This is a genomic window from Geobacillus sp. FSL K6-0789 (genome assembly GCF_038593135.1).
Lineage (GTDB): Bacteria > Bacillota > Bacilli > Bacillales > Anoxybacillaceae > Geobacillus > Geobacillus stearothermophilus.
Genome location: NZ_CP151966.1, coordinates 1,928,447 through 1,949,759 on the forward strand (window position 1 = coordinate 1,928,447; position 21,313 = coordinate 1,949,759).

Sequence of the window (21,313 nt, forward strand, 5' to 3'; positions counted from 1 at the left end):
ATGAAACAAATGCCCAAGGAGTATTACGAGCAGCTTGAGGAGCTGCAAGCCGTCGATTTTGCCCTCGTCGAGCTGACGCTTTATTTGGACACCCACCCGAACGATTATCAAGCCATTCAACAGTTTAACCAGCTCGCGCAAAAGCGGAAGCAGCTGAAAAAACAGTTTGAAGCCGCCTATGGCCCGCTTGAGCAGTTCGGCCATAGCTATTCGAACTACCCGTGGAACTGGGACGACGCGCCTTGGCCTTGGCAAGTGTAGCTGATTCATCACGAACGCAAGGAGGAACGGATCATGTGGATTTATGAAAAAAAACTGCAATACCCGGTTCGCGTCAGCACGTGCAACCCGCGATTGGCGAAGTATTTAATCGAACAGTACGGCGGGGCGGACGGAGAGCTGGCGGCGGCGCTCCGTTACCTAAACCAGCGTTATACGCTGCCCCCGAAAGTGATCGGGCTGCTTAACGACATCGGCACCGAAGAACTCGCTCATTTGGAAATGATCGCGACAATGGTGTACAAACTGACGAAAGACGCGACGCCGGAGCAGCTGAAAGAAGCCGGCCTTGAGCCTCATTACGTCGATCATGAGCGCGCCCTCTTTTACCATAACGCCGCCGGCAACCCGTTTACGGCAACGTATATTCAAGCAAAAGGCGACCCCATCACCGACTTGTACGAAGACATCGCCGCTGAAGAGAAAGCGCGCGCCACCTACCAATGGATCATCAACATGAGCGACGATCCGGATTTAAACGATGGGCTCCGCTTTTTGCGCGAGCGGGAAATCATTCATGCGCAGCGATTCCGCGAAGCAGTGGAAATTTTGAAAGAAGAGCGCAACCAGAAAAAAATATTCTAAACAAAGCACAGCTGGATGGGCTCCCATTCAGCCGTTTTCATAATATAGGTTGATGTCGTACTCCCGCTTCAGCCATTCAAACAGCCGGTGACGCCCATTCCATTGTTCTTCATTTTTCCATAAATCGATGCTTTTCTGGATAATTTCGCAACGGAGGGCATGAAAGTCGTCTTCCGCCTTTTCACTTTTTCCTTTATAATAATAAACAGCCAGCCAATACACCGTACATAACAGGAGCAAGATGAAAAGGTGGGCCGGGGCGGCAAAAAACCAGGCGAATCGTTCACTCCACGCCGTGATCGCTGCAGCGTTGGCAATGATATAAAGAAGGAACGCGGCCAAGCCGGCCAACGCGGCCGCCTGCAAAAGCGTCGACCGCTTTTCAAGCCGCTCCCATTTTTTCTTTTTTTCAATGACGGCAAGCAACATTTCTTTTGTCACTTCATCGAGGGAAAATTCATCCGGAAACCGGGTCATGGCGCTCTCCCCTTGTCCGTATTCTATTGTCCATCATATGCGGGCAACAGACAGATTAGAACAAAGGGGAACGCGCGCGGCCATTTTTTCGGCCGGCGGGCGCAACCGCTTATTCCGTCTGAGCGGGGAACGGAATGCGCAGCGTTTGCCCCGGCTCGAGCCGGCTCGTTGACAAGCCGTTTTCTTTTTTGATGATCTCCATGGCGGCAGGCGTTCCGTAATATTTCATCGCAATGCTATAGAGCGTTTCGTTCGCCGCCACCACATGGGTGATGGTCTGCGCGTCGGATTCGCTTTTTGCCCCGTCACCCGCGGCGCGCTTCGGCTCTGATGTTTGTTCCGCCTTCGCGCCATCTTCTTGAATAATGCGCACCGTCTCCCGGCTGCCGCTTTCTTCATGGCGGACGACTGTGATCGTTCCAGGCTTTGACTGGGCATAGTAAACAGCCGTCACCGCAGCCGGCAGCGTTAAAAACAAAAACGCGAGCAAACGGATGGGAATGTATTTTCGTTTTTGCTCCTCTTTTTGCCGCCGCCGTTTTAGGCGCGATGGCGGCGCCCCCGCGCTTGACGCCGGGCGTTTTTTCCGCGCCAGGCGCCCCGATGCCTCTTCCATCGCTTCACTCCCTTTCTTCCTCTGCCCCCCGTTTGAACCGAACATGTAAGGCAAGCACAAAATCGATCAAAAAGTGAGCGGTGATGGCGGCCCATAAGCTGTCAGTCTGCTCGTAAAGGACGCCGAGAAAGAGACTGAGCAGCACGACGACCATAAACAAAAACCATTTTTCCAAATACCGGACGTGCAGCACGGCAAAAATGGCGCTTGCCGCCCATAGCCCCCAATGCGTCTGCACAATGCCGCGAAACAGCCATTCTTCCGTCACCGCAATGAGCGCACATAAAAAAAAGAGATGCGGAATCGAGCGGCCGCGGAATATTTTTTCATTGACGCCGCCGTCATCATGCCAATCGTCCGGCAAATAGCGCATCGCCAAAAACTCGGCAGCGAGCACGAACGCCGCCCCGCCGGCTCCGTACACGAGCACATCGCGCAGCTCAAACTGCCAAAGCCGACGCCACTCCTCCCGAGCAAATAAAAACAGCGAGCTGCCGCCGGCCAAAAGCAGCAGCAACCCTTGCGTGATATAAAGATGGATGAGCACTTCGCGGTCTGTCATCTGTTTGATTTGTTCACTTTGCCGCCTCATCGCGCCGCCTCCCGCCAAAAAACATATGCCATAGCTCCTCGCGCCAAGGCCGGACGGGCGCCGGCTCGGGACGGCGCCCGTCCGCCATGAAACGGTCCGTCTCCAGGCCGCAGTTGTCGCAGCAAGCATCCGGTTTGTCCGATAGCTCCTCCCCGAACGCGCGGACAATCGCCGCGCGCCGGCATGAAGAGGCGTGCACCCATTCCTCCATTTCGCGCAATTTTTTTCGCTTCCAACGCCGCCGCGCCTCGATGGCAGCGGCCATCCGTTCATACAGCCGCTCCTTCGCCGCGGCCGTCAGCTGTTCGGGCGCCGCTGTTTGTCCCCATTCTAAAAAGTACGCCAACAGCCGTTTTTGTATGTCCGTAAATCCGCCGGCATCAACCATAGCGCGCCATCCACCGCCGACGGCGTCTTCCGGCAGCCGCCGGCACCACTCGCGGAGCGCAGTCGAGTCGGGAAGCTCCGCTTCGGCGACCGCCTGGGCGATCGCCCGGTCGCCGTCCGCGTAAAACAATACCGCAAGGCTTGGCGCCCCATCACGCCCGGCGCGCCCGATTTCCTGCACATACGCCTCAAGCTGGGCCGGCATATGAAAGTGAAGCACAAAACGGACGTTTCCTTTGTCCACCCCCATGCCGAACGCGCTTGTGCAACAAACGATGTCGAGCTCGTCATATAAAAACTGCTGCTGCACAAGCAGCCGTTGTTCCCCATCCATGCCGGCGTGGTAATAGGCGACCCGACCCGCCCCGTTTTGCGCTAGCCGGCGCGCCATTTCTTCAGCCCACTGCCGGCTTGAAAAGTACACGATCCCCGGTCCTCGGAGCCGTTTCGCGCATTCGGCCAAGCGCGCAGCTTTGTCCTCAACCGATAAGCAATGTTCCACCGCCAAGGCGATGTTCGGGCGGTCGACGGAATAAATATGGCGGCGCGTCCGCTCCATCCCGAGCGTGCGGATGATGTCCTCCTGCACTTCCGGCGTAGCCGTCGCCGTCAGCGCCAGACACGGCGGCGAACCGAGCGCATGGCGGACCGCTCCGAGCTTCAAAAAGTCCGGGCGAAAATCATAACCCCACTGTGAAATGCAATGCGCCTCATCGACGACAAACAACGAAACACGAGCGCGCCGGAGCGCCGCCAAAAACGTTTCAGATTGCAGCATTTCCGGTGAGGCATAAATAAAGAGAAAATCTGGAAGCGAGGCGAGGGCTTGCCATTTTTCTTCCGCATCGAGCAAACTATGGAACGCGACAACGCGCTTTTCACCGCGCCGGCGCAGCTGCTCGACTTGATCTTCCATTAAGGAGACGAGCGGCGAGACAATGAGCACGCTCCCCGGGAGGAAATACGCCGGCAGCTGATAGCAAAGCGATTTGCCGCTTCCAGTCGGCAGCATCGCCAGCACATCGCGCCCGCTGAGCACGTCTTCGATCACATCGCGCTGTCCGGGCCGAAACGACGCGTGCCCGAACCGCTCATGCAATGTTTTCGTTAATTCATCCAACGTCCCACTTCCTTTGCCAACACGAGCCGAATTTCAAAATAACTCGCTATTCCGCCAAGCGCCTCGCGAATACGCTTCAGCTTGCGCGTCCCGAGCGCCCGCGCCGCGGCCTGGATCGCCGCCGCCCTTTCAGCGGCGACAAACGGGTCGATCGAAAAATCGGGCACATTGGCGGCCAACTCGACGACATGATCCTCGATTGTACTTTTTTTCAAGCGCCGAAGGGCGGCGATTTCGTCGATCGTCTTTCCTTTTTGCAGCCATTCGTACGTTTTTTGCGCCGATTGTGTCAGCTGCACCGGCGCCAGCCCGGCCATCAGCTCGGCCATCACCGGGGCGCGCCCGGCTTCGGCTTCAGCCATCATATAATGAAGCGCGTTGCGAAACTGAAACTGCACATACAGCACATCCTTTTGCAGCCAAGCGGCAATTTGCTCCGCCGTCCAGCCGATGCGGCGGGCGCTTGTCAGCCGGAGCGCAAACACCGTCGCCGCTTCTTCAGAAACAGCCGCAAGCAGCCGGATGAGCTCGTCATAAAGCGCCCGCGCCAACGTTTGGCGCGATCCCTTGCCCAGCAAATACTGCTTCACCCATAACAGCGTCCGCTCGTCGCGGCAAATGGGGATAAAACGCTGTCCATGGGAGAGGTTGGACAGCGTCTGCCCAATGAGCGACAGCCGCTGCCAAAAAAGCGGCTCGACCTCATGGTAGCGCCAGCCGTTCACATAGCGGGGGAACGATGCCGCCTGTTCATCGAGCCAATGCCGCCCTTTTTCCGTCAATATATATGTCCGATCATGGACGGGCGCGGCCCGCTGCTTCCGAACGAGCACGAGGGCCGCCTCCTCCAATCGGTCCATCGTCACGTCTTTCCATGTGCCGAAAAACGGCGCAAGTTGAAACCATTTGCAGTCTTGCAGCGTCTGGGCTGATTTTTTTCCAGACAACAAATGGTACACCGCTGCCAGCGTCCGTTCACCGTTTAGGCGGCGCAAGCAGTGGGCAAGCAAAAACGAGGCGTAACCGTGCCGCATCTTTGATTCCTCCCCGCCTCTATTGTAACAAAAATCGCACAAGCCGTTTGCAATGAAAAAACGATTTTGGAACAAAAATAAACAAGGGACATATGTGTAAAAATGGCTCTTCACCACAAGTTGTACTTGATCATTGAAGATCGGTGTGCATAGAGAAAATAGAGGGTACAAAAAATGCGAATTTTCCTGTATGGTAAAGGTGTCCAAACCAAACCATTGGAGGAAAATTCGCATGTACGCTCAGTTTATCAAAGAACTCATCGATTTACCAGATGTTTTGATTCAAAAGGTGCGAAAAGAAGAAGAACGTTGGATTTTCGAACTTTCTCTTCCTGAACAATGCCCGTTATGTCCTGTTTGCTTGAAACGCACGATCAAAATGACAGGAAAAAAGAAGCAATGGATGCATGGGTATGCTCAACGGATCGGCATCTTTTGGGTGGAACTCCCTGTGGAGCGTAGACGTTGTTGTACATGTGGCATGACATTCAGCACGTCTTATCCCGGAATTTCCCCTCGAAGTGCAGCGACGGATGCGTTTCAGCAATGGGTGGCGCAATCTTGCATCGGAACATCCATTCAGGCGGTGGCTCGTATGCTCAAGCTTCCGTACACGACCGTTGAACGCTGGTTTTATACCCATGCCCCTTCCTTCCTATCGAATGACATCCAACCAAAGGCAGTTTGTGTCGATGAGTTTGCGTTTCGAAAAGGACATGATTACGGAGTGGCAGTCATGGATGCCGAAACGGGAGAAGTGTATGCCGTTGAAGCAGGAAAGAACGAGGAAGCCATTGGACGTGTGTTGGCTCCTGTGTCTGGTTCTGTTCAGTATGTCGTGAGTGATTTGGCTCCAGCGATGAAAAAAGCCATTCAAGGGGTGTGTCCGGAAGCGAAGCATGTGGTCGATTATTTTCATGTGATTCAATTGTTTACGGAAGCGTTGGATCGATGCCGCAAATCCTTCGGAAAAGGGAACAAGAAACATGGGCATGTTCGGCATGTTTGCCGCTTATTGACCCAGTGCCCCGAGAAACTCACCGAGGAGGAGCGCCAAACGGTGCGGGAGTGGCAGAAAGAGAGTGATTCCTTGCAGGCTGTCTATCAATCCCTTCAACATTTTCGTTATGTATCCAAAAGCCAAAACGAGCGACAAGCGAAACGTCGTTTGAACGCCTGGGTTCATCGGTATTTGTTTTGTCCTTGTTCTGCTGTTCGCGCCATCGCAAAATCACTCGTCAAACGAACAGACGAAATCATATCGTGCATTTTATCCCCTTATTCAAATGGGAAAATGGAGGGAACAAATAACAAGATCAAGCTGATGAAACGTCGGGGATACGGATACAGAAATATCCAGCGTTTTGCATTGCGGGTTCGGCTAGAAACAGCTAACATACTTTCATGACAGGTGCAAGTACAACTTTTGGTGATGAACCGTAAAAATACAGGAGAGCGATTTTTTTAGTTGAAAAGCGGGGCGAACGGTCTTATTATAAAAAAGTGAAAAGTTCATTTCCGAGCAGGTAACACGGAGATGACCCGTCCGTTTCCAAAAAAATTGGGGAGGTTCGATTTTTATGCCAAAGTATACGATTGTCGATAAAGAAACATGTATTGCCTGCGGAGCATGCGGCGCGGCAGCTCCGGATATTTACGATTATGACGAGGACGGCATTGCCTACGTCACGCTTGACGACAACCAAGGGATTGTCGAAGTTCCGGACATTTTAATCGACGATATGATGGATGCGTTTGAAGGCTGCCCGACCGAGTCGATCAAAGTCGCTGACGAGCCGTTTGACGGCGATCCAAATAAATTCGACTGAAATCTCCCCTCTTGCCGAATCAGCAAGAGGGTTTTTTGACGAAAGCGTGAAAAAATGCCATTTGACAAGTGGCGCGCCGCAAGGGAACATGCTACAATAAGATTGTCTTGCCCGCCCTGGGCGCCGGCGGGCGAGTTTTCATGCGTACATAACAACCAAAAAAGGAGGAACGGGTTGTGGCATTCGAAAATAAAATTGTCGAAGCGTTTATCGAAATTCCAACCGGCAGCCAAAACAAATACGAGTTCGACAAAGAGCGGGGCGTTTTCAAACTCGACCGCGTCTTGTACTCCCCGATGTTTTACCCGGCTGAGTACGGCTACTTGCAAAATACGCTGGCGCTCGATGGCGACCCGCTCGACATTTTGGTCATCACAACGAATCCGACATTCCCGGGCTGCGTCATCGATACGCGTGTCATCGGCTTTTTGAACATGGTCGACAGCGGTGAGGAGGACGCGAAGCTCATCGGCGTGCCAGTCGAAGACCCGCGCTTTGATGAAGTCCGCTCGATTGAAGACCTGCCGCAGCACAAGCTGAAAGAAATCGCCCACTTCTTTGAACGGTACAAAGACTTGCAAGGCAAGCGGACGGAAATCGGCACATGGGAAGGGCCGGAAGCTGCGGCAAAACTGATCGATGAGTGCATCGCCCGCTACAACGAACAAAACAAAAAATAATCGCCTAAAACGTTGTACTTCCAATGCGAACCTCAGCTATTTCCGAACAATCCCGCCTATATCTTTGGATATGGGCGGTTTTCTTTTGGAAACACGAACATTCCCCAAAACAGAAAGCGTTGTCATTGGTATGACTTCTTCGCTTTCCATTGACAGAAAGCGCTTTGCTATGTTAAATTATCAGAAATTTAACATCTTCGAAACAGAAAGGGGCACCTGCTGTGGTTCGCGTACTCGTTTCCGACGCCATTAGCGAAGAAGGCTTGGCGCCGCTCCGCACATCGGCGCACATCGACATCGTTCAAAAAAACGTGAGCGAAGCGGAGGACGAATTGCACACGTTTGACGCCTTGCTTGTGCGCAGCGCAACGAAAGTGACGGAAGAATTGTTGGCGAAAATGCCGAAGCTGAAAATTGTCGGCCGCGCCGGGGTCGGCGTCGACAACATTGACGTCGACGCCGCGACGAAACGCGGCATTGTCGTCATTAACGCGCCGAACGGCAATACGATTTCCGCCGCAGAGCATACGTTTGCCATGATGGCTGCGCTCGTCCGCCGCATCCCGCAAGCGCACATTTCTGTCAAATCGCGGGAATGGAACCGCTCGGCGTTTGTCGGCAACGAGCTGTTCGGCAAGAAATTGGGCATCATCGGCTTCGGCCGCATCGGATCAGAAGTAGCAAAGCGGGCACGGGCGTTCGGCATGACCGTGCACGTCTTCGACCCGTTTTTGACGAAAGAGCGGGCGGAGAAGCTCGGCGTCTCCATCCATTCACTTGATGAGGTGCTGGCAGTCGCCGACATCATCACCGTTCATACACCGCTGACGAAAGAAACAAGAGGCTTGCTTGGCACGGAAAATTTGGCGAAGACGAAAAAAGGGGTATACTTAATCAACTGTGCTCGCGGCGGCATTATTGATGAGCAGACGCTCATTCCGTTTTTGGAAAGCGGCCATGTCGCCGGTGTCGCTCTCGACGTCTTTGAACAGGAGCCCCCGGGCGACCACCCGCTGCTGGCGTTTGATAATGTCATCGTTACGCCGCATTTAGGGGCGTCGACGGTTGAAGCGCAACTGAACGTCGCCACCCAAGTCGCTGAAGAGCTGCTCCACTTTTTTGAAGGGCAGCCGGTCACATCATCGATCAACCTGCCGGCGCTGTCGAAAGACGTCTATGAGAAAATTCAAGCATTCTATCATTTAGGCCGAAAGCTCGGTTTAATTGCTTCGCAGTTTATGAACATTCCGGTTCAAGAGCTGTCGGTCACCTACGCCGGCACGGTCGCCGATTTGGAAACGACGTACATCACTCGCAGCTTGCTTGCCGGCTTCCTGCGGCCGCGCGTCGCTTCCACCGTCAATGAGGTAAACGCCGCCATGGTCGCCAAAGAGCGCGGCATCACATACGGCGAAAAATTCTCTGATGAGACGCACGGCTATGCAAACTGCATTTCGCTCACTGTCCATGGCGAGAACAAAACGTTTACGATCAAAGGAACGCATGTGCCGAACTACGGCGACCGCATCGTCCATTTTGACGGCGTCACGATCGATTTCGCGCCGGAAGGCCATCTCCTTTACATTCAGCACCACGACCGCCCGGGGATGATCGGGAAAGTCGGGAACGTGCTCGGGGCGCATAACGTCAACATCGCCACAATGCAAGTCGGCCGCCAAGAAGCGGGCGGAAAAGCCATGATGATCCTATCGCTCGACAAACCAGTCGATGACGCGGTATTAAAAGCGCTGGCGCAAATTGACGATATTGAAACCGTCAAACGGCTCGAAGCGTAACGAAAACAAAAAAAGCAGGGTTCCCAAACGGGAAGCCTGCTTTTTTTCATCGTTGGCGGCGCAGCGCCTTGCAACAGGCGCCCATGGCTGCCTTCTGTGCATGGCGGCCTGTTTCCGCCGTCCATTCTGCTTCTCATATTTCGCAACCTTTGCATAATATACAAAAAAACACCCCGGATATTCGCATCAAAATAATTTTTATACAAAAATTGTAAAAAAACTAATTTTTATTCGGTCAAATCGGGCTTATTTCGAATTTTTATTCAAGGTGCGAAATGTGAGCTGCTTAACCGAGCGGCACCGCTTTCCGCTCGCCTTTCGAGAACGTCATGAGTTCGGTATAGCCGACGCTGCGGGCGAGTTCAACCGCCTTGTCAAAGTCGGCGCCGACATCGCCCGGCACGTGCGCGTCCGAGGACAACACGATCGGAATGCCTTTGTCATAGCACATTTGCAGCAGCCGCGGATCGGGATACAGCTCGCCGACCGGCTTGCGCAGCCCGGCCGTGCTGATCTCGACGCACGTCTTCGAATTGGCGAGCGCTGTCGTTGCCCGGTCGTATTGCTCAAGCAAAAACTCTTCATCTTCCGGAACGTATTTAAAAATTTTCACCAAATCCAAATGGCCGATAATATCAAATAAGTTCGACTCGGCGAGCGTTACGACTTGGTCAAAGTATTTGCGATATGTATCATACAAATCGCGCCGTTCCCATTCACGGCGGAACTCGACTAAGTCGATGCCGAAATCGTCGACCCAATGGATCGAACCGATGACATAGTCAAACTCGTACGAGCGGATAAACTCAGCCATTTCCTCATGTTTGCCGGGAGTGTAATCCATTTCAATCGACATTTTCACGTCGATTCCGGCATCCCACGCTTCGTGGAACAAGCGGACATAGTCGGCCATATCGTAGCACCGGCGCGCCTCCACCCACGGGTTGGACAAAATGTTTTTCGTTTGGTAAAAATGATACGCATGCTCGGAAATGCCAAAATGCTGAATGCCTTTTTTCGCGGCTTCATCGGTGAACTGGCGCAAATAATCGAGCGTCAGCGTCCCCCGCTCCAAATGGTTGTGATAATCAGTCAGCACAGTGTTTCTCCCCTCCTGCTGTTTTTTTCATTATAACGCATCACCGCAAGAAAGGAAAACCGTTTGGCGAATCATCACCCAATCATCCGTTCGCGCCGACGAGAAACAACAGCCCGACACATACCGCGACGCCGGCGACCGCCAAGAGCCGTGTCATGAGATCATCCATCTGCCACCCCTCCTTGCCTTCTTTGCGCCATATATGTCTTATGCCAATATCATCTCCGATAGAACAACAAAGTGAAGATCGTAACAAAACGACGCAAACGGCGGCGGCTACCAGCCGGCCGCCATCAACAGAGTGTTCGGCTCGGCCGGCACGCGGATTCGCATTCCAACCAGATACGGGCCCAAGTTCGACAACCCGTCAGCCGCAAACGTCACCTCACGGAAGCCAAACTCTTTCGCTGTCAGCAGCACAGCCTCCGCCATGCGCGCCGCGTCCTCTTCATGTGGCTGAGCGGTCAGCTGAATCCGGACCGTCGCATGCCGCGCATCCATATTAGCCAGCTCCACGTTTACTCCTGGCGGAATGGCCGGCTCGAGCCCGCGGATCGTCGATGTTTTCATCTGCTTCAGCGCCTTCGAAAACGTGCGAGCGCTGCCCGGAGCCGGAACGAGCACTGTATAGCCGAATGAAGCGCTGTTTTTATCATACATTCGTTGCCGCTCCTTGATTTTTGTCGCTTTTACCATTCCGAGCGCCGGCAACTCAAGCCCTTCCTTCTCTCCGGTGAAAAAGCGGAGGCGCCGCTCCCCCATTTGTCGCGCTGTTTCGACGAGGGCGTCGACAAACAGCTTCTGCTCTTTGCGGCTGGCCGAAAACACGCGGTGCTGAGCCGGGACGTGCACCATCCATTCCCCCTTCCCCCCGGCGGCCGGCTGAATGACCACTCCATCAAACCAAGCGGACGCCGCCCGCAGCGGAGAGCGCCCAAGCACGCGCAGCGCTGCCGTGAACAGCTCTTCGGGGGCCAATCGGCCGCTGAGCGGAACCGCCACTGGCACCACCCGGCCGTTTGCCGCATCAGGCAAGCCGACCACCATGACGCCGGCATCTTCCTGCGCCGGCGCCGCATCAGCGGCCATTATCGTCTCAACTTGGGGGGGAGAGCTCTCGGCTCCTAGCGTTTTGACGGTAGAGGATCGCTGCTGCTGTTCCGCGCGCTCCGGAGCGGCCGCATTCATTCCGACAGCAACAACCGCAAGAAAGAGGGCCATCGATGCCGCCGAAAGCCAACGCCGTCTCCAGCGCATCTTGCGCTGGGTGCGCTGAAGCCGTTCGTAAACATCTTCTTTTGTGCGCCGGTCTTTCACCATGGGCAGCTGCTCAAGGCTATGTTCGATGCATCGCTCATTCCAGGGAAATTTTTTTCATGCCGCCACTCCTCCCATTCGGCCTCTTCCTCCATATGTTGTTTCAGCGCCTTCAACGCGCGATGCTGCGTTGTTTTCACTTTGCTTTCCGTCCAGCCGAGCGCAGCCGCCGTTTCAGCAATCGACAGCGACTGGATGAATCGGAGGACGAGCACAAGCTGTTGGTCGACCGTGCAGCGCGCCAAGCAGCGGTACATGAGTTGAATTTCCTCGTTTTGAATCGCGATTTCCTCCGGCATCGGCTCGTCAGCGCCGAGCTGCTCCTCGCTCCACTCCGATGCCTTCACCCACTGGCGTCGTTTTTGCTTGCGAAAAAAATCGACCGCCACATGGCGCGCAATGGACAGCAGCCACGTCTTTTCACTACATTGCCCTTTAAACCGTTTGTACGAACGCAGCACTTTCACATACACTTCTTGCACTAAATCTTCGGCATGCTCTCGATTTCGCACCATGTAATATAAAAAATTAAACAAATCATCGTGATATTGTTCGTACAACTGTTCAAAAACGGGGTCCATCTTGTCTCTCCCCCTATTCGTTTCCATGGACCAAAGCCGAACCATTCCATTATCTTCATGATAACGGGTCTCATGCAAAAAGGGAACCATTTTTTTGGACGAAAAAGGAAGAAGGCCGAGCGAACCGGCTATCGCTCGGCAAAGAGCGAAAAAAAGAGGTGGCCGGCTCGCTTCCGCAATGCGCCCTCTGCCGCCCGGTCATAGCTGATCAAAAACGACGTCGCCGGACCACCAGAGGCAAAGAGCGGCAACGGGCAGGCGCAGGCCCGCCCTTGGCGGCCGTTGGCGGCCGACAGTTGCATCCATTCGTAGTAAATGCCTTTGGAACCGATCGGGACGAGCTCATAAACAGACGGAGAGGCGAGAAGCTCAACAAACAGCGAAAGCGGCGCGATCCATTGAGGATGCGCCAGCACGGCCGGGCCGACGAGCGGGCGGCCGATGACGGCAAACTTCGCTCCCTCCGGCGTGACGCCGATCCGCTTCCGTTCGGCCGCCACCGTTCCGACCGCCATCCAAGCCAGGCGACGGCTCATTGCTTCTCCTCCTTGTCGCGGAACACAATGGCGCTCCGCTCATATTCGACATCCTTCACCCCTAAGCGGGCGTTCACAACCCGGGCGGCAGCGAACAAATAGTCGGACAGGCGGTTCATATATTTCAGAACAACGTCGTTGATCGGCTCCGCTTTTTGCAACGAAACGATGCAGCGCTCCGCCCTTCTTATCACCGTGCGCGCCAGATGAAGCGCGGCAGCCGCCTTCGACCCTCCCGGCAAAATAAACTTTTCAAGCGGCGGCGCCTCTTGGACATAGGCGTCAATGCGCTGCTCCAAAAAGGCGACCATCTCCTCGGTCGCTTTATACGGCAGCTTGCCGTTGACGATGGCCAAGTCGCCGCCGCAGTCAAACAGTTCATGCTGAATTTTTTGCAATTCGGCGCAAAGATCGTCAAACCGTTCATCGTCAGCGAGCAGAGCCAGCGCCCAGCCGATGAACGAGTTCGCCTCATCGATCGTCCCATACGCCTCGACGCGCAAATGATCTTTATCGACGCGCCCGCCGATTAAGCTTGTTTTTCCTTTGTCTCCAGTCCGTGTATACAATTTCATAATTCTTCTCCCCTTTATTTTAATCGTTCCGCCAACCCGCACCAAAGCCGGTCGACGCGATGGCATACGGCGGCAAGCCGTTGATAGCACAGGCCGACGGCGTCGCGCCAGCGCCGTTCTTGCCGGTCAGTCGGAACGACGCCTTGCGTTACGTCTGTCCCGATCCAGACGACCGTGCGGCCGGCCGCTCCTTCCTCCCACTGCTTCCAAGCGCAGAAAAACCGCTCCCATTCCTCTGGGTCCGGAAGGCGGCGGATGGCGGCTTCGAGCCCATCCAAGACAACTGTTTTCGCCGTCTTGGCACCATCCGGCCACCCGTATGGCTCCTGATAGCCGTCATGCCATACGATATGAACACCGTCGCTTATTCCGTACCGTTCCCGCACCCATTTTCGCTTTCCTTGGAACGCACCGCCGACAACGAAATGCATCGTTCTCCCCCTTTCCAACGCTCGATCGTTGATTCGAGCGTATACCCGCCGGAAAACGGCACCTTCCATTCCCAAAACGGGCGAACGTCCGGCGCATATTGTTCAAGCACGAAACGGATCGGACCGCTGTGGGTGACGATCGCCACATGGCGGGCGCCCATCCGCTCAGCCAACGCAACCGTCTCAGCGAGCGCCCGTTTGATGCGCGCTTGAAACGAAACATAGCTTTCTCCGGCGGGCGGCGCCGTCGAAAATGGCGACTCGAGCCATCGGTTGTACGCGAGATCCGTTTTGAGTTCGGCGAACGTTTTCCCTTCCCAGACGCCAAAAAAAAGCTCGCGCCATCCGCTCGTACACCAGTCCGGCTCGCGGCTGCCAAACAGCAGCGCCGCCGTCTCCCAGCAACGGCGAAGATCGCTTGTCACGATGCAGTCGACCGGATATGGCCACTCGACCCGCAAACGGCGCAGCCTGCTATGTTCCGCGGCCGAAAGCGGCGCGTCCGTCCAGCCGATATATGCATTGCGCCGATTCAGTTCCGTCATCCCATGACGGATAAGCGTAACAGCCAAAGGACGCCCCATAGCACGGTCTCTCCCCCTTCGATGAGCGCGCCGAGCACATCGCCGCTCACGCCGCCAAACTGCTTTTCCGCCCACGGCTTTGCCGCGAGGGAACAAAGCGCCATCGCCGCAGCCAACACCACAACCGCCGCCGGCGGAACGCCCGCCGCCGGAAGAAGCAAAAGCACAAGGCATGCCAATCCCAGCGCCCATGCTGCATCGCGCCATGAACTATATTCGCGAAGCGAGGCCGCCATTCCTGTCGATTTGGCCAGCTTACCGGCGGAAAGAAGCCAGACAGCCCCGGCTCTCGACAGCAGTGGAATGGCAATAAACAGGGCAGGGGAAATGCCCGCTTTGATCGCTTCATGCAAAAACAGCCAGCGGAACGATAACAAACAAATGAGCGACAACACAGCGAACGCGCCGACGCGCGAATCGGCCATGATCTCTTGCCGCCGCTTGGCGTCCCGGTACGAAAAAAAGGCATCGCTCACGTCCATAAAACCGTCGGCGTGCAGCCCGCCGGCAAGCCAAATGCCAAGCCAAAGAAGAAGGAGAGCCAAAAAAGAAGGCGGACCGAACGAAAGCGCCGCACAGGCGCCGTACACCAAGGCAGCCAGCGTCCCGAGCAGCGCTCCAGCCAGCGGCATTGTGCGCACAAGCCAGCGGACATGAGGGGCATTCCATTCAATCGAACGCTGAATGGGAATGATCGTAAACAGCTGCAGCGCCAGCAGCCAGCCATTCCATGCCCGCTTCATTGCGGCCACCGTCCTTTCTTCACGCGAAGAATACCGCATTCCACCACGGCGGCGGCTTCTGCTTCCGCGACCAACTGTTGATGAAGCCAACCGAGCATTTTCATGTAGCGAAATGTGCCGAGGTCATTCGGCACGCCGCCAGAAAACAACTCATTGGACACAATGACAACAGCGCGGCATGCCGCCGCCCACGCCCGCACTTGGTCGAGCAGGCAACGGGCAGCGGCGAACGCTCCTTCCTCTGTTTTCCATTCATCTCCGGCAAATAACACATTCGCCCACCACATAGTCAAGCAGTCGAGAAGGACAACATCAGGCGGACGAAGTGCAGCCAACAACTGATCAGGCCCTTCCGGCGCTTCCCACACCACCCAAGGCGCCGTCATCCCCATGCGCCGCTCTTGATGGCGGCGAATGCGCTCTTCCATTTCCACATCGGCAGCCCGGGCGGTGGCAACATAATGAAGCGTCTCGCCAGCGGCCAGCCGGATGGCGCACACCTCTGCCGCTTCACTTTTGCCGCTGCGCACCGCGCCGCTCACAAACACGATCATCCATCCCACCTCTCAAGCGCCTCAAGCAGCCGGTCATTCTCCACCTGCGTTTTGACGGCGAGCCGGATGTAGCGGCCGTCAAGCCCCGGGAAATTCATCGTATGGCGCGGCACAACCCCTTCCTTCAACAAATGAAAAAACAGCTCCTCTGTCCGTCCTGAACACGGACGCAACAAATAAAAGTTCACGACCGATGGCGAGACGTCATACCGCCCGGCAGGCAGCGACCGAAACACCCGCTCCCGCTCGGCGGCGATCTGTTCTTTCGTCCACTTGACAAACGATTCCATCGCCATGAAACGAAGCGCCAATTGTTGGGCGATGCCGTTTGTGCTCCATGGCGGCTGATGCGTTTTCAGCGAAGCGATCACCGCCTCGTCAGCAGCGACATAACCAAGGCGCGCGCCGGCCAGGTGATGGATTTTCGTCAACGATCGAAGCACAATGAGGCGCGGATAGCGTCCCAACCAGCGCATCGCCGTAAACCCGCCGCGCCAAAACGGATAAAATGCTTCATCGATGATTACATAGGTGCCAGCCGTGTGCGCCGCGTCCACCAGTGATCTCAATTCACCTTCCTCCATCACTGTCCCCGTCGGATTGTTCGGATGGCATAAAAAGATAATGTCTTGCTTGCCTGCCCAGGCAGTCGCTTCATCCAAGTCATAAGAAAAGCCCCGCGCTTCATCGGCCGCGAATCCCTCCACATCGCATCCATAAGCGAGACAGGCGCGCCGATACTCGGAAAACGTCGGCTCCAAGATGCCGACGCGCCGACCGGCAAATAGCGCGGCCAACAAATAAATCGCCTCCGCCGCCCCGTTCGTCATCAGCACTTGTCCGGGTCGAATCTGCTCCTGCTTGGCAACGAGCTCCCTGAGCGCCTTCGCTTCCGAATCCGGATACTCCCCGGCCCAGCGAATCCACTCCTCACCGCTCGGCCAAGCTGACGGCGGCAGCCGGTACGGATTCGTATTGACGCTGAAATCAATGTATTCGTCTGGAGGGGCCAATCCGCATTGCTCATACAACGCGCGCGGATTCGCCCCATGCGCCGGCCAACGCAACGATTATCCCCCCAATCCATAGCAATAATGTAAACACTAGCACCGTTCCAATCATGATGCGGACCGCTTGGCGAATGTGGGCGGCGCGAAGCGGGGCGGCCGGGTCACCGAGCGTCGGCCTCCTCGAGACCACACCGCCGTATGTATTCGTTCCGCCGAGCTGCACCCCAAGCAGCCCGGCCATCGCCGCCTCAAGCCAGCCGCTGTTCGGGCTTGGGTGGCGGCGGGCATCGCGAAATAAGATCGACAGCGCCAAACGAAAGCGGCGGCCGCCAAAGACCAACACCATCACAAGCGCCGTCAGCCGCGCTGGAATGTAGTTGAGCGCATCGTCCAGCCGCGCGGCCGCCCAGCCAAATTCGCGATACTTCTCATTTTTGTATCCAATCATGGAATCACACGTGTTCACCGCCCGGTACAATAACGCGAGCGGCGCACCGCCCAAGGCCGCATAAAAGAGCGGAGCGGTGATGCCGTCGCTCGTGTTTTCCGCCACCGTCTCCACGCAGGCGCGGGTGATGCCGGCTTCATCGAGCCGCTCGGTGTCGCGGCCGACGATCATGGACAGCGCGCGGCGCGCCGCAGGAAGATCGCCTGCTTCCAGCGGCCGGCGCACGTCCTCAGCCGCCTCAGCGAGGCTTTTCGTCGCAATGGCGGTGAAAATGAGGGCCGCCTCGATCGCCACCCCTACGTATACGGACAGCGCGTAGCCCACATAAACGATGAACGCCGATATCCCGTAAACAGCGGCCAACACGACCGCCACGGCCGCCGCCCCTTTCGTCCGCCGCTTTGTTCCTTGATTCCAGCGGCGATCAAGCCACGCAATCATCATTCCCATCCCGCGCACCGGATGCGGCAGCCAGCGCGGATCGCCCACGAGGGCATCGAGAAACAGCGCCAACGTCAATGCGGCCAAATGGGTCATCGCCGTTTCCTCCGCTTCTCCCAGCGGCCAAGCGCCTCAACTGTTGCCTCATACACAAGCCGGCCGAGCGCCCGGCCAAGCTCCGTCGCCGTTCCGGCATAGGCAAAGACCTGCCCGGTTTGCGTCGCCGCCACAGCGAGCGAATCGGTCGACGTACCGGTGGCAAGCGTCCCGGTTTCCGGGTCGCAAACCGAACGGTCGGCGAGCGCTTTTGCCTTCGCTTCTGTCGCTGTCATCACCGCCTGGACAAACGCTGCTTCCGTCAGCACTCCGTCAATGACCACCACCATGTTGATCATCCCCGGTCTTGCCGCTAGCGGCTGATGCTGGCACGCCCGAGCGGCATCGACGGCATTGCCGACGCCAGCGGTCGCCATGACCGCAACCGAAAACGCTTCCCCTTCTTTCTGAAGCCAAACAGCATCCCGGACATCAACCGCTGTCATCATGCCGACCGTTCGTTCCGGCGGAAACCCGTGCTGCTCCAAATAGCGGCGCATGTCTCCTTCCGCATCACTGCAATCGTAATCCAACCCGACTTGGCGGTTGACAAAATGGGTCGCCCATTGAAATCCGGCGCCGATCAATGCCGAGGACAGGACGCGAAGCGGCGCGGCCGCAGTAAGCACAGCGGCGTCATCAAGAAAGGAAAGCCGCAGCCCGCCGACCGGCGATTCCCCTTGCTTCTTGTTCGGCATGAACGAAAACATCGGCGTTGCCGACGCCGGATGGGCCAGACGCACAATCGGCGCGGCAAACACTTCCTCAAGCAACGCCGGCGTCATGACATCCGCAGGGGCGCCGAGCGCAGCTATTTTCCCTTTGTTCAGCACGAGCACCCGATCGCAATACAAGCTCGCCGCATTCATATCGTGGAAAACGGCGACGACCGTCAAGCCGCGGGCGTGCGCCGCTTCGGCGAGCCGGTCCAAAAGCCGGACTTGGCCGCTCACATCCATATGGTTCGTCGGCTCATCGAGCAAGAGCAGCTTGGGCTCTTGGGCGAGTGCGCGGGCCAAATAGGCGCGCTGCCGCTCGCCGCCGCTCAATCGTTCGAGCGGTTCATCGATTTTCCCCGTCAGGCCGACGGCCGCAAGCGCGTCTCGGAGGGCGGCTTCATCGTCCTCCGTCCACGTCGGAAAGAAGCCGCGCTGATGAGGATAGCGGCCGAGCGCCACCGTTTCCCTCACCGTATAGCCGGGCGCCGCCTCCGCTGTCTGCGGCAAGACGGCGGCCATCCGCGCCCATTGCTTCGCAGACAGCGCCGAGAGCTTTCGGCCATCGATGACGATCTCCCCGCTTGCCAGCGGCAGCTCTTTGCTGATGAGTTTGATCAAAGTCGTTTTCCCGCTTCCATTCGGCCCTAAGATGCCGAATATTTCGCCTTTTTCCACGGCAAACGTCACACCATCAAGCACTTGTTGCTGCCCGTATCGATGCGATACGGCCCGCACCTCGAGCATCGTCATCCCATCTTTCGTTTCGTTTTTCGGAAAAACAAGACGGCAAATAGCGGAGCGCCGATCAGCGACGTAATGACGCCGATCGGCAGTTCGCGCGGTTCAATGATCGTCCGCGCCGCCACATCGGCAAGCACAAGAAACGCACCGCCGTACAAGAGCGACAGCGGCAACAGCACCCGGTAGTTCGGCCCGCACACAAGCCGAACCATATGCGGAACGACAAGCCCGACAAAGCCGATCGTCCCTGACACCGACACCGCCGCGCCGGTGAGCAGCGCCGCTGCCGTCAAAATGATGACTTTTCGGCGCGTAACATCAACGCCGACATGAAGCGCCGCCTCCTCGCCAAAGGCAAACGCGTTCAACTCGCGGCTGTTGGCGATGAGCACTGCGGCCCCAACGAGAAAAAACGGCAGCAACAGCCCGCTGTATTTCCAGCCGCGCATCGCCACGCTCCCCATCAGCCATGAGATGATTTGCCGCAATTCTTCCCCGGTCAACGCGATCATGAGCGAAATGAACGCGCTGAAAAACGCGCCGAAGATAATGCCGGCTAAAATGATCGTCTCAACCGACATGCGCCGCTCCACAGTGCGAGTGAACGCCAAAACGGCGGCAAGCGTCGCCATGCCAAACAAGATGCTCACGACCGGCAGCGTGAACGTGCCAAAGAACGGCCATTGCCAGCCGAGAAAGATGACGAGCACCGCCCCGACCGACGCGCCGGACGAGACACCGAGCGTGTACGGATCGGCGAGCGCATTTTTTAACAGCCCTTGAAACGCGGCCCCGGCCAGCGCCAATGACGCCCCGACCAAAAACGCAAGCACGACGCGCGGCAAGCGGATCGCCATCACGATCGGCACCCAATCAGCCGGAATGTGGCGAGGCAGCGCCGCTCCGAACCATTCAGCCGCCAAAATGCGGACAATAGAAGAAAAGGGAATCGACAGCGATCCTGTCGATACCCCTACGAGAAGCGATAACACGGCCGCGGTGACGGCCAATATATACATCCACATTTTACTTGAACACATCCGGGTAAATGGCTTTGGCAAGTTCCTCGACCCCTTCGACAAGGCGCGGACCCGGTCGGCTTACTAAGTCGGTGTTGACGTCATACACCCGCTTGTTTTTCACCGCCGGCACGTCTTTCCAAGCGGCGCGCGCCAACACTTGCTTCGCTCCGCCGTATGTCGTGATGATGACATCCGGCTTATAGGCCACGGCTTTTTCTTCCGTCACCATCGGCCAGCCTTCCAAGCTGCCGGCGACGTTTTTCGCCGAAATCACTTGAAGCATCTCATCCATAAACGTCCCTTTGCCGGCCGTATAAATTTGCGGCGGCGGCGACACTTCAATCCAGACATTGGCCTGTTTGTCCGCCGGGATTTGTTTCGCTTTTTCTTTGATTTTCGCAAGCTTCTCTTTCATCTCATCAATCACTTGCTTCGCTTTGTCTGTCGTCCCGGTCGCTTTGCCGATCAAGTCGATGGACGCATATACATCGTCGAACGACTTCGCGTCATTGACGACAAGCACGGTAATGCCGGCGTCTTTCAATTGCTTGAGGCCATCGCGCGAGTTATGGGCGCTTGACGCGTGGGCCAAGACGAGATCCGGTTTGAGCGAAATGATTTTCTCGACGTTGAATTCCATGCCGCCGATTTTCGTTTTCGTTTTGACGTCTTCCGGATAATTGTCAAAATCGCTGACGCCGACGATCTTATCGCCCAACCCCAACGCATAGGCGATTTCCGTATTGCTCGGGATGAGCGAGACGATTTTTTTCGGTTCCGCTTTGATCGTGACATCCTCGCCAAGCCCGTCTTTCACCGTCACCGGAAACGCCGCTTGTTCCGTTTTCGGTTCTTCTTTTTTCGCAGGCTGGACGTTGCTATTGGCTCCACTGCTGCAGCCGACCAGCACGGCGGCCAAAAGGAAGAACACCGCCACCACCGCCGGCCATGTCCAACGTTTCATCCGTCATTCCCCCTTCGATGATGTATGTACAACAAAAAAGCCCATTCCGTCCGAACG

25 protein-coding genes are annotated in these 21,313 nt (G+C 56.3%); 6 read left to right on the forward strand and 19 right to left on the reverse strand.

From position 1 onward, the window contains the following. The gene (locus NSQ51_RS10150; protein WP_031408620.1) at positions 1-261 is read left to right on the forward strand and encodes a spore coat protein CotJB; all 261 of its coding nucleotides are present in this window, start codon (positions 1-3) and stop codon (positions 259-261) included. 33 nt (positions 262-294) lie between these two features. Then, positions 295-864 (forward strand): manganese catalase family protein, encoded by a 570-nt coding sequence (locus NSQ51_RS10155; protein WP_033010523.1) that lies wholly within the window; start codon positions 295-297, stop codon positions 862-864. A 27-nt stretch (positions 865-891) separates the two neighbouring features. Here the strand turns inward: NSQ51_RS10155 and NSQ51_RS10160 are convergent, their stop codons facing one another. The 5 genes from NSQ51_RS10160 to NSQ51_RS10180 form a co-directional block, all read right to left on the reverse strand. Then, positions 892-1,341, reverse strand: coding sequence for a YpbF family protein (locus NSQ51_RS10160; RefSeq protein ID WP_121649940.1), 450 nt, complete (start codon positions 1,339-1,341; stop codon positions 892-894). 109 nt (positions 1,342-1,450) lie between these two features. Beyond that, positions 1,451-1,957, reverse strand: coding sequence for a LysM peptidoglycan-binding domain-containing protein (locus NSQ51_RS10165; protein ID WP_033013975.1), 507 nt, complete (start codon positions 1,955-1,957; stop codon positions 1,451-1,453). Positions 1,958-1,961: 4 nt separating this feature from the next. Continuing rightward, the gene (locus NSQ51_RS10170; protein ID WP_033013974.1) at positions 1,962-2,549 is read right to left on the reverse strand and encodes a CPBP family intramembrane glutamic endopeptidase; all 588 of its coding nucleotides are present in this window, start codon (positions 2,547-2,549) and stop codon (positions 1,962-1,964) included. Further along, positions 2,533-4,056 (reverse strand): ATP-dependent DNA helicase RecQ, encoded by a 1,524-nt coding sequence (locus NSQ51_RS10175; RefSeq protein ID WP_033013973.1) that lies wholly within the window; start codon positions 4,054-4,056, stop codon positions 2,533-2,535. Before NSQ51_RS10175 ends, NSQ51_RS10170 begins: the two co-directional genes overlap by 17 nt. Further along, on the reverse strand, positions 4,044-5,090 hold the full coding sequence (locus NSQ51_RS10180; RefSeq protein ID WP_033013972.1) for a helix-turn-helix domain-containing protein: 1,047 nt from the start codon (positions 5,088-5,090) through the stop codon (positions 4,044-4,046). The genes NSQ51_RS10175 and NSQ51_RS10180 overlap by 13 nt, the downstream gene beginning before the upstream one ends. A 232-nt stretch (positions 5,091-5,322) precedes the next feature. On the opposite strand from NSQ51_RS10180, the gene NSQ51_RS10185 reads away from it, so the two are divergent. The 4 genes from NSQ51_RS10185 (at position 5,323) to serA (ending at position 9,395) form a co-directional block, all read left to right on the forward strand. Further along, positions 5,323-6,498 carry an ISL3 family transposase gene (locus NSQ51_RS10185; protein WP_050367390.1) on the forward strand — a complete coding sequence of 392 codons (1,176 nt, stop codon included), beginning with the start codon at positions 5,323-5,325 and terminating at the stop codon, positions 6,496-6,498. Positions 6,499-6,670: 172 nt separating this feature from the next. After that, positions 6,671-6,919 (forward strand): ferredoxin, encoded by a 249-nt coding sequence (locus NSQ51_RS10190; RefSeq protein ID WP_008879661.1) that lies wholly within the window; start codon positions 6,671-6,673, stop codon positions 6,917-6,919. A 176-nt stretch (positions 6,920-7,095) separates the two neighbouring features. Further along, positions 7,096-7,599, forward strand: a complete 504-nt coding sequence (locus tag NSQ51_RS10195; protein ID WP_020754674.1) for an inorganic diphosphatase — start codon at positions 7,096-7,098, stop codon at positions 7,597-7,599. A 221-nt stretch (positions 7,600-7,820) separates the two neighbouring features. Then, positions 7,821-9,395, forward strand: coding sequence for a phosphoglycerate dehydrogenase (gene serA, locus NSQ51_RS10200; RefSeq protein WP_033013971.1), 1,575 nt, complete (start codon positions 7,821-7,823; stop codon positions 9,393-9,395). A 286-nt stretch (positions 9,396-9,681) separates the two neighbouring features. Here the strand turns inward: serA and NSQ51_RS10205 are convergent, their stop codons facing one another. The 14 genes from NSQ51_RS10205 to NSQ51_RS10270 all read right to left on the reverse strand — a co-directional run bounded on the left by NSQ51_RS10205 (position 9,682) and on the right by NSQ51_RS10270 (position 21,256). Then, entirely contained in the window at positions 9,682-10,494 is an 813-nt protein-coding gene (locus NSQ51_RS10205; protein WP_033013970.1) for a histidinol-phosphatase, read from the reverse strand. A 276-nt stretch (positions 10,495-10,770) separates the two neighbouring features. Next, positions 10,771-11,814 carry a hypothetical protein gene (locus NSQ51_RS10210; protein ID WP_049624479.1) on the reverse strand — a complete coding sequence of 348 codons (1,044 nt, stop codon included), beginning with the start codon at positions 11,812-11,814 and terminating at the stop codon, positions 10,771-10,773. Next, on the reverse strand, positions 11,808-12,392 hold the full coding sequence (gene sigX / locus NSQ51_RS10215; RefSeq protein WP_049624478.1) for an RNA polymerase sigma factor SigX: 585 nt from the start codon (positions 12,390-12,392) through the stop codon (positions 11,808-11,810). The genes NSQ51_RS10210 and sigX overlap by 7 nt, the downstream gene beginning before the upstream one ends. Positions 12,393-12,520: 128 nt before the next feature. Then, complete coding sequence (locus NSQ51_RS10220; RefSeq protein ID WP_233434052.1) at positions 12,521-12,928, reverse strand: hypothetical protein; 408 nt, start codon at positions 12,926-12,928, stop codon at positions 12,521-12,523. Then, complete coding sequence (locus NSQ51_RS10225) at positions 12,925-13,503, reverse strand: cob(I)yrinic acid a,c-diamide adenosyltransferase (RefSeq protein ID WP_049624477.1); 579 nt, start codon at positions 13,501-13,503, stop codon at positions 12,925-12,927. Before NSQ51_RS10225 ends, NSQ51_RS10220 begins: the two co-directional genes overlap by 4 nt. Before the next feature lie 14 nt (positions 13,504-13,517). Continuing rightward, a complete protein-coding gene (locus NSQ51_RS10230) occupies positions 13,518-13,934 on the reverse strand; it encodes a bifunctional adenosylcobinamide kinase/adenosylcobinamide-phosphate guanylyltransferase (protein WP_033013967.1) in 417 nt (138 codons plus the stop codon). Further along, positions 13,868-14,518, reverse strand: coding sequence for a histidine phosphatase family protein (locus NSQ51_RS10235; RefSeq protein ID WP_033013966.1), 651 nt, complete (start codon positions 14,516-14,518; stop codon positions 13,868-13,870). Before NSQ51_RS10235 ends, NSQ51_RS10230 begins: the two co-directional genes overlap by 67 nt. Continuing rightward, positions 14,476-15,261 carry an adenosylcobinamide-GDP ribazoletransferase gene (locus NSQ51_RS10240; RefSeq protein ID WP_033013965.1) on the reverse strand — a complete coding sequence of 262 codons (786 nt, stop codon included), beginning with the start codon at positions 15,259-15,261 and terminating at the stop codon, positions 14,476-14,478. Before NSQ51_RS10240 ends, NSQ51_RS10235 begins: the two co-directional genes overlap by 43 nt. Further along, positions 15,258-15,815 carry a bifunctional adenosylcobinamide kinase/adenosylcobinamide-phosphate guanylyltransferase gene (locus NSQ51_RS10245; RefSeq protein WP_033013964.1) on the reverse strand — a complete coding sequence of 186 codons (558 nt, stop codon included), beginning with the start codon at positions 15,813-15,815 and terminating at the stop codon, positions 15,258-15,260. Before NSQ51_RS10245 ends, NSQ51_RS10240 begins: the two co-directional genes overlap by 4 nt. Beyond that, entirely contained in the window at positions 15,812-16,882 is a 1,071-nt protein-coding gene (gene cobD, locus NSQ51_RS10250) for a threonine-phosphate decarboxylase CobD (RefSeq protein ID WP_033013963.1), read from the reverse strand. The genes NSQ51_RS10245 and cobD overlap by 4 nt, the downstream gene beginning before the upstream one ends. Further along, the gene (cbiB, locus tag NSQ51_RS10255) at positions 16,839-17,810 is read right to left on the reverse strand and encodes an adenosylcobinamide-phosphate synthase CbiB (RefSeq protein ID WP_020754603.1); all 972 of its coding nucleotides are present in this window, start codon (positions 17,808-17,810) and stop codon (positions 16,839-16,841) included. Before cbiB ends, cobD begins: the two co-directional genes overlap by 44 nt. Continuing rightward, entirely contained in the window at positions 17,807-19,279 is a 1,473-nt protein-coding gene (locus tag NSQ51_RS10260) for an adenosylcobinamide amidohydrolase (protein ID WP_049624474.1), read from the reverse strand. The genes cbiB and NSQ51_RS10260 overlap by 4 nt, the downstream gene beginning before the upstream one ends. After that, complete coding sequence (locus NSQ51_RS10265) at positions 19,276-20,310, reverse strand: iron ABC transporter permease (protein ID WP_183085368.1); 1,035 nt, start codon at positions 20,308-20,310, stop codon at positions 19,276-19,278. Before NSQ51_RS10265 ends, NSQ51_RS10260 begins: the two co-directional genes overlap by 4 nt. Next, a complete protein-coding gene (locus NSQ51_RS10270; protein ID WP_033013959.1) occupies positions 20,297-21,256 on the reverse strand; it encodes an ABC transporter substrate-binding protein in 960 nt (319 codons plus the stop codon). The genes NSQ51_RS10265 and NSQ51_RS10270 overlap by 14 nt, the downstream gene beginning before the upstream one ends. Between the last annotated feature and the right edge of the window lie 57 nt (positions 21,257-21,313).